Here is a 232-nt window from a genome sequence, read left to right as displayed (position 1 = left end):
CAGCTGTTCGATCGCCGCCTTGTCGGGGATCGTGCTGACGATCGGACACTTCCAGATCATCGGATCGCCTTCGAAATACATCTGGGTGATCAGGCGCTGCGAGAAGCCGTGGCCGAAGACCGAGAAATGGATATGTGCCGGGCGCCAGTCGTTGACGCCGTTCGGCCAAGGATAGGCGCCGGGCCGCACGGTGCGGAAATAGTATCGGCCTTCCTCGTCGGTGATCGCCCGG

At 62.1% G+C, this 232-nt stretch carries 1 pseudogene; it reads right to left on the bottom strand.

Features of this window, described 5'->3' with window-relative positions:
- A pseudogene (locus SB772_RS46025) lies at positions 1 to 232 on the bottom strand (protocatechuate 3,4-dioxygenase subunit beta); the annotation flags it as partial.

The organism is Paraburkholderia sp. SIMBA_030 (genome assembly GCF_046535245.1).
Lineage (GTDB): Bacteria > Pseudomonadota > Gammaproteobacteria > Burkholderiales > Burkholderiaceae > Paraburkholderia.
The sequence above is the reverse complement of the archived record's forward strand: the minus strand, read 5'-3'. Positions and strand labels throughout refer to the sequence as shown.